The sequence below is a fragment of the Catenulispora rubra genome, assembly GCF_015356825.1.
GTDB classification, from domain to species: Bacteria; Actinomycetota; Actinomycetes; order Streptomycetales; family Catenulisporaceae; genus Catenulispora; species Catenulispora rubra.
In genome coordinates this window covers 1-7927 of record NZ_JAACYW010000415.1, presented here as the reverse complement: position 1 = coordinate 7927, position 7927 = coordinate 1, and the positions used below count along the sequence as shown (strand labels likewise).

At 72.2% G+C, this 7927-nt stretch carries 4 protein-coding genes and 1 pseudogene; 1 reads left to right on the top strand and 4 read right to left on the bottom strand.

Features of this window, described 5'->3' with window-relative positions; translation table 11 throughout:
* On the bottom strand, nt 1-623 hold a 623-nt coding region (locus GWK61_RS50795), incomplete at its 3' end, for a Type 1 glutamine amidotransferase-like domain-containing protein (protein WP_194921191.1).
* Between the two features lie 221 nt (nt 624-844).
* Here GWK61_RS50795 and GWK61_RS50790 point away from each other — a divergent pair.
* A complete protein-coding gene (locus tag GWK61_RS50790) occupies nt 845-1666 on the top strand; it encodes an SAM-dependent methyltransferase (RefSeq protein WP_194921190.1) in 822 nt (273 codons plus the stop codon).
* Between the two features lie 70 nt (nt 1667-1736).
* Here the strand turns inward: GWK61_RS50790 and GWK61_RS50785 are convergent, their stop codons facing one another.
* The 3 genes and pseudogenes from GWK61_RS50785 to GWK61_RS50775 form a co-directional block, all read right to left on the bottom strand.
* Complete coding sequence (locus GWK61_RS50785; protein WP_194921189.1) at nt 1737-5723, bottom strand: Pls/PosA family non-ribosomal peptide synthetase; 3987 nt, start codon at nt 5721-5723, stop codon at nt 1737-1739.
* Nucleotides 5724-6100: 377 nt separating this feature from the next.
* Entirely contained in the window at nt 6101-7633 is a 1533-nt protein-coding gene (locus GWK61_RS50780) for a copper resistance CopC/CopD family protein (RefSeq protein WP_194921188.1), read from the bottom strand.
* Nucleotides 7624-7927 (bottom strand): annotated as a pseudogene (locus tag GWK61_RS50775) (hypothetical protein); the annotation flags it as partial. The gene GWK61_RS50780 and the pseudogene GWK61_RS50775, both read right to left, overlap by 10 nt.

Below are 7927 nucleotides of genomic sequence, written 5' to 3'. Positions count from 1 at the left end.
ACCTCCGCCAGCTCCTCGTCCACGTAGTGCAGCGCGACCCCGTCGTCGCACCCGTAGCCGTCGGGCAGCGTGCCCTCCTGCACGAGGCGCTGGAACAGTGGCCGGCGCCGCTCCTCCGACTCGTAGTGCGGGCAGTAAGACCCCTTCAGCAGCCCGAGCCCGTCCGTGTACGGCCGCAGCTCCGGGCCGAACGAGTCCGTCGTCCCGCCCTCGAACCAGCAGATTCCACCGGCGCTCGACCCGAGCAGCACCACGCCGGACTCCCAGGCCTTGCGGAACACCTCGTCGAGGCCGTGCACGCGCCATACCGCCAGCATGTTCGCCACGCTCCCGCCGCCGACGAACACCACGTCCTGCGACAGCAGGAGGTCTTCGGGGTCTGCGACGTTCGGCATCGGGAACAGCGCCAGGTGCCGTACCTCGCCGGGGGCGCCGGCGAGGCGGTCGTAGAAGCGCTGCGTGGTGGCCGGGTTGTCGCCCTCGGCGGTGTTCAGTACGCACATCTTCGGCCGGGCCTTGCCGCTGAGGCGGATTGCCTCCTCGCAGTACAGCGGGAACGCCTCGCGTGGCATGAGTGCCCCGCCGCCGATTGCCAGGATGTGTTTCCGTCCGTCTGCTGCCATGGTCTCGACCGTAGCGCACCGCAAAACGGCACCTCATAGGGCCTCAAGCCGCGCCCCGCGACCCCGCCTCGTGACCCCGTTCCAGCAGCTCGCAGTTGCGCGGCGGCGGTGATCGGGGCAGGCTTGCGCAAAGCGGTGCCGCCGCCGAATCCTCAACGCGGCGCGCCCTTCCCCCCGCTCAACCCGGCCCGTAACCCGGTGCCGCCGCTAGTTTGGTGCCCATGGACGCGATCGACGCTGCGGAGCTGGCCTTGAGTCTTCCGGACATTGACCCGTCGCAGCCCAGCCCAGCCCGTATCTACGACTTCTGGCTCGGCGGCAGCCAGAACTTCGAGGCCGACCGCGAGGCCGGCCGCCGCGCCGCCGACGCCATGCCCACCCTGGTCGGCGCGATCCGCGCCAACCGCGCCTTCCTCGGCCGCGTGGTCCGCCACCTGGCCGGCACGGTCGGCGTCAGCCAGTTCCTGGATCTGGGCTCCGGCGTGCCGACGGTGGGCAACGTGCACGAGGTCGCGATGGAGGTGAACCCCGAGGCGCGCGTGGTCTACGTCGACGTCGACCAGGTCGCCATCGCGCACTCCCGCATGCTGCTCGCGCAGACCCCCAACGCCGTGGCGATCCTGGCCGACCTGCGCCGTCCCGACAGCGTCCTGGCGCATCCGCTGCTGCGGCAGACCCTGGACCTGACCAAGCCGGTCGCCATCCTGATGAACGCGGTCCTGCACTTCGTCCCGGACGCCGACGACCCCGCGGGCATCGTCGCTGCTTACGTCGAAGCCGCCGCCCCGGCCAGCTACCTGGCCCTGTCCCACGCCGCCCCGGACCTGGCGCACCCCGGCGAACAGCAGCAGATGCTCGACGACTACCAGCGCTCGACCCGCGTGCCGTTCATCAACCGGGAGCCCGAGGTGATCCAGAGCTGGCTGACCGGCCTGGAGATCCAGCCGCCGGGAATCGTCACGGTCGACCAGTGGCAGCCGGAGCCGAACAGCGTCGAGACGCCGATCTTGCGCACGTACGGAGTGCTGGCGCGCAAGCCGTAGCGAGAGAGGTTTTGGGCCGGAGCCGGGATCCACCCCCGGCTCCGGCCCAAAAACCGCCAGCAGTAAGTCGTTAACTCTCCGAATCCCAGTGCGCGACCGGATTCCCGTGCCACCGAGTCCCGGCTCGCAAACGATCTCCCCGCATCACCAGCGAATACGGCCCGGCCACCGCCGCGTCGTCCAGCTGCGTCCCCGGCAGCGCGATCGCGTGCGGTCCCAGCGTCGCCCCGCGCCCCAGCGTCACCGTGTCCATCCGCATCAGCCGGTCCTGGAACAGGTGCGTCTGCAGCACGACGCCGCGGTTCACGGTCGCGCCGTCGCCCAGCGTCACCAGGTCCGTCTCCGGCAGCCAGTGGCTCTCACACCACACACCCCGCCCGATCCGCGCCCCGAGACTGCGCATCCACATGTTCATGAACGGCGTCCCGATCAACGACGCCCCGAGCCAGGGCATCCCCAGCTCCTCGATGAACGTGTCGAACAGCTCGTTGCGCCACACGAACGAGCTCCACAGCGGCTTCTGCCCGACCCGGAACCGCCCCACCAGCAGCCACTTCGCCGCCGTGGTCAGCAGGCACGCGACCACCCCGGCGGCCAGCAGCAGCCCCATCGCGGCCGGCAGCGCGCCGTACAGCCCGAGGTTGTCGTACGCGGCCTGCACGCCTATCACCGCCAGGTCCCCGAGCAGCACCGTCAGGAACAGCGGCAGCCACCGGCACAGCTCCACGAAACCGCGCGCCGCCACCAGCCGGAGCGGCGGGTCGTACGTCCGCGCCGTGGACTCCCCGCCCTCCACCTGCCGCTGCACCGTGAACGCCGGCCGCCCCAGCCACGAATCGCCGGGCGATGTGCGCGGCGGGGTGTCGGAGTGCACGCCGATCAGCGACTCGTCCGCGACCCGCCGGAACGGCCCGACCATCCCGGAGTTCCCGACGAACGCCCGCTTCCCGACGTACGCCGGCCCCAGCCGCAGCCAGCCGCCGCGGATCTCGAACGGCGCGATCAGCGAGTCGTCGGCCAGGAACGCGTGGTCGTCGATCTCCATCAGGCTGGGCAGCGCCAGCACGGTCGAGGCCTCGACCCGCCGTCCGACCTTGGCCCCCAGCAGCCGCAGCCACACCGGCGTGGCCAGGCTGGCGTACAGCGGGAACAACGCGACCCGCGAAGTCTCCATCAGCCGGTGCACGACCCACACGTTCCACGCCACGCGGCCGTGCGCCGCGTACACCCCCGGCACGATCTTGCGCGACAGCACCCGCACCACCAGCGCGGTCAGCAGCGCGTAGCAGATCACGGTGACCACGGTGAACGGCACCGACGACAGCAGTATCAGGTCGGCCAGGCCGCCGGGCTCGGGATGCGCGCCGCGCCACAGGTACAGGAACACCAGAGCCGGCGCCGCCGCCAGCAACGGCAGCAACTGCATCGCCGGCAGGGTGACCATGTAGACCAGGTTCCAGAACCCTGACGTGCGGTACTCCGGCGGCGGCCACTTGAACGTCGGCACGTTCTCGTCGCGCCGCGCCGGCGTCCCGTGCCACCGCTGGCCCTCCGGGACGGTCCTGGACACGCAGCTGCCGGACGCGACCTCCGCACCGGCGCCGATGTCCGCGCCGGGCATCAGCATCGACCGGGTCCCGACCGAGGCGTGCGGCCCGACCCGGATCCCGCCGACGTGCAGCAGGTCGCCCTCGATCCACCAGCCCGCGCAGTCCACCTCCGGCTCCAGCACCGCGCCGTCGCCGAACGCCGCCATGCCGGTCACCGGCGGCAGCGAGTGCAGCTGCACGTCGCGCCCGACCCGGCACCCCAGTATCCGCGCGTAGCGGGACGCCATCGGTGTGCCGGTGACCCCGGCCAGGCTGAACGCGCCGACCAGCCGCTCGGCCGTCCACAGCCGCAGATGCGTCCAGCCGCCGCGGTGGTAGGAGCCGGGCTGCAGGTTGTGCGTGAACACCCGCGCGCCGACGCCGCTGATGACCACGCGCGCCGGGGCGCTGCCCAACGCCAGCCAGCCGCCGACGATCAGCCACCACGAGGTGTGCGGGGCCCACTTCACCGGCCCGATGATGTCGTCCATCGCCGCGATCCCGAGCACCCACGGGATGGCCGTGATGATGAACATGACCGCCAGCACCACGCCTTGGTACAGCCCGGCCGTCGCCGGCGTCAGGTGCACGCGGCGGTGCCGCACCCGCGGCTTTCCGGCCTGGCCGCCGGCCTGTTCGGAGGCGTCCAGGAACCGGGTCAGCTCCGGCAGCCCCGGGTGCTGGTACAGGTCTTTGACGGTGAACCCGGGGAACCGGTCGCGCATCTCGCCGACCAGCCGCGCCGCGGTGAGGCTGCTGCCGCCGAGGCCGAAGAAGTCGCTGTCGGCCTCGACCGGGACGCCGAGCAGCCGTTGCCACTGTTCGGCTATCCAGCCGGCGGTGCCGCCCAGACTCGCCGCCGAACCGGCCGCGGCCGCCTCCTGGCCGGGAAGGGGCCAGGGCAGGGCTTTGCGATCGACCTTGCCGGAGGTGCGCGTCGGCAGGTCGTCGACCAGCGCCAGCACCGGGACGAGCGCCGGCGGGAGCTTGTGGAGCAACAGTTCGCGGGCCGCGTTCTTGTCGAAGCCGCTCGCCGTAGTGCTCTCGACATCGGCAGAACGCTGATGCGGGATGCCGCCGGACTGCGAAACCGCGCTGTCGACGACCAGGTAACCGACGAGCACCTGCCCGCCGGCCGGGCTGTCCTTGACCGCCGCGGCCGCCGCGCGCACCCCGGGCAGCGCCTGCAACGCCGCGTCGACCTCGCCGAGCTCGATCCGGCGTCCGCCGATCTTCACCTGCTCGTCGGCGCGGCCGACGAAGATCAGGCCTTCGCGCTCGGCGCGCACCAGGTCGCCGGTGCGGTAGACACGCTGGCTCTGCAGGGCCGGATGCGGCGCGAACTTCTCGGCGTCCTTGGCCGGGTCCAGGTAGCGCGCGGTGCCGACCCCGCTGATCAGCAGCTCGCCGGTCTGGCCCCAGGGCACCGGCTGCCCCTGGTTGTCGACGACGGCCAACTCCCAGCCGTCCAGCGGCGTCCCGATCCGCACCGGCGATCCGGCGCGCATCAGCGAGGCGCAGGCCACGACGGTGGCCTCGGTCGGGCCGTAGGTGTTCCAGAACTCCCGGCCCGGCACCGCCAGCCGTTCGACCAGCTCCGGCGGGCAGGACTCGCCGCCGACGATGAGCAGCCGGACCCGGTCCAGGGCCTCGGCGGGCCACAGCGCGACCAGCGTCGGCACCGTCGAGACCACGGTGATGCCGCGCTCGACGAGCCACGGGCCCAGGTCGGTGCCGGCCTTCACCAGCGAGCGCGGCGCCGGGACCAGGCAGGCGCCGTGCCGCCAGGCCAGCCACATCTCCTCGCAGGAGGCGTCGAAGGCGACCGAGAGCCCGGCCAGGACCCGGTCCCCGGGCCCCAGCGGCTGGTTCTGGACGAACAGGCGCGCCTCGGCGTCGACGAAGGCGGCGGCCGAGCGGTGCGAGACCGCGACGCCCTTGGGGCGTCCGGTGGTGCCCGAGGTGAAGATCACCCACGCGTCGTCGGCCAGCTCCGGCGGGCCCGGCCGCCGGCCGGCCGTCCCGGGCCCGGGCTGGATCGCGCGGCCCTCGCCGATCACCGCGCACACCGCGGCGTCCTGCCAGATCATCTCGGCGCGCTCGTCGGGGTCGTCCACGTCGACCGGCACGTACGCGGCGCCGGCGGCGAGCACGGCCAGGATCGCGACGTACAGATCGAGGGTCCCGGACGGCACGCGGACGCCGACCTTGTCGCCGGGCCCGACTCCGCGCCCGCGCAGCGTGTCGGCCAGCGCCGCGACCGCCCCGCGCAGCTCGCGGTAGGTGAGCGCGGTTCCCGCCGCTTCCAGGGCGGGCGCCTCGGGGTGCTGCTGGACGGTCGCGTCGAGGACGTCGACGAGGGTCCGTGCCCGCGCAGCCTGAGCCACCGGCCAGACCGCGTGGTCCAGCGAGGCCGGCAGGATGCGCCCGAGGGGCATGGTCGTGACCGTGTCCTGGGTGGGTTGCATGAAGTTTTTCTCGAGTCGTCGTAGCCATTAAGACGTCAGGCCTGGCAGCCCTCGGGTGGCGACGCGACCGGCCATGCTCACCCCATTATGGTGCGTCGTTAGGTAAGAAGGGCGTTAAGAACAACTAAAGAGAGTAGTAGCACGGGGTGGACAAGGGGTTCCGGCAGGTCATCGCGAGTCCCGGAGCTTGAGGAACTTTGAGCCGCGGGTGCTGGACATCGGGTGTGTCGGCGTCTACCCGACGGCCTACGGGCTGGTGTCCGACGTCGGGCGGCTGCGCGCGGGGGACAGTGTGCTGATCCACTCGGCGTCCAGCGGCGCCGGGGGAGCGGTCGGGGAAGCCCGTGCTGCGGGTGGGGTGAGCGGGCTGATTGCTCTCAGCGCGCCGGTGCGTTCCCAGCCAGCAACACGGCCAACAACAGCAGCACTGACGCACCGGCGAGCTCCACCACGACGTTCCGCCGCAGCGCCGCCTCACTCCCGCCGTGCCACGTCGCCACGATCCCGCGCGAGCCCCTGGCGACGGCGATCACGCACAGCAGGACGGCGACCTTGGCGAGCAACAGGCGGCCGTACGTGGTGTCCAGCAGAGCACTGACACTCCCGACCTCCCGCCACGCCTGATACAACCCGGTCGCCACCAGCACCCCGACCGCCCCGAGCGCCAACCGCGAGAACCTCCGCACCGCCGCCGCCACGGCCGCACCCCCACCGGTCAGCAGCACCGCCATGACGAACAGCCCGCCGACCCACACCGCCATCGCCGCGACGTGCAGCGTCAGAGCGACCATCGCCACCGGCGCACCACCCCCGGTCGCGGCATGCCCGGTCGCGCCCCAGGTAGCTGCTACCGCGACGGTGAACGCCAACGGCAACACCGGCCCCTTTGCCCGCCGCAACACCGCATCCCCCACCACCGCCGCCACCGCGAGCACGACGAGGCGCGCCATGAACGCATGCCCCTCGCGCGTGCCGAGGGTGACGGAGAGCAGGGAGCGGTCGAGCAGGTGACTGAGCGACAGACCGCGCGCGGCGGGGGCGTAGGCAGTCAGCTGGACCAAAGTTCCGATCAGGAGGAGCGACCAGCCGAACGCCGCCGGCCAGGTGGGAGTCGCGCTCGGCGCCTGTGGCACTGGCTCGGGTGCGGGCTCGGCGGTGGCCACCTTCTCAGACAGCTGTCCGGCACCCGAGCTAACAGCCGGGCCTGCCGCGATGTCCTCGGTGGTCAGGCTTGCTTGGGTGGCGCGCGCGTTGGCGGCCAGGTCTGCTTGTGCGGCGCGCAGGTCGGCAGTCAGGCTTGCTTGGGCGCTCGAGTTGCTGGTCGGGTTTGCTGTGGTGTGCTCGGCGGCCGGCGAGCCGGTGGTCTTGTCGCCATCCTCCCGCCGCCGATACGTGTGCAGCGCCGCGACGCCGCCCACCATCGCGAGCCCCGCGAACCCGATCCACTGCCCGGCGTCGTACGTCGCACTCGTCAGCCGGTTGTGCCCGAGCCCCGCGACGCTGGCCGGAACACTCGCCGCCCCCACCGCGAACATCACCGTTCCGGAGCTCGCGTGCCCGTCGTCGGCCGCCGTCACCTGCCACACCACCACGAACGTTCCGTGGCGCGCATCCGGCGCGAGGTCCACCGCCAGGCTGTCGGCGCCGGTGGGCCCGGCACGCAGCGTCCCCGCGTCCAGCCGTCGGCCGTCGGGGCCGATCACCTTTACCGCGCTGAGCTTCAGCACGATCTCCTCCGAGAACCGCAGCCCCACCTGCGTCGGCTCGCCGCCCACGACAGCACCCTGCGAAGGCGTCGCCGTCACCAACTCCGCGTGGGCCGAAGCCGGCCCCGCGAACACGACGAGCGCCGCGAACACCGCCGCGCACACGGTCAGAATCCGCCGTCCGAGTGATGACCTCAGTGACATTCCCCAGCCGCCTTCCGCTCAGCTACGAACGCCGCGACGCCGTTCCGGTATCCCGCCAGCGTCTGCGCGTCCGGCTGGAACCTCCACGCCCCGCCCACGAAAACCACCGTGCTGCTCCCGGTCATCGAACCCTGATGCCAGTCGATCCGCACGTCTGTCGCAGAGACATCCGTCGCCGCGTCGATCAGGTACGGCTCGCCCAAAGCCGGCCGGCACTCCGTGTTCAGCCGCACGAAGTCCGCCGAACTCATCGCCGCCTTCCCCGCCGCCGACCACAGCCCCCATGCCTGCGCC

Excerpts from the sequence above, each read along its gene's own strand:
- GWK61_RS50790 (WP_194921190.1), top strand. The coding sequence starts at position 845 with ATGGACGCGATCGACGCTGCGGAGCTGGCCTTGAGTCTTCCGGACATT.
- GWK61_RS50785 (WP_194921189.1), bottom strand. The coding sequence starts at position 5,723 with ATGCAACCCACCCAGGACACGGTCACGACCATGCCCCTCGGGCGCATC.
- GWK61_RS50780 (WP_194921188.1), bottom strand. The coding sequence starts at position 7,633 with ATGTCACTGAGGTCATCACTCGGACGGCGGATTCTGACCGTGTGCGCG.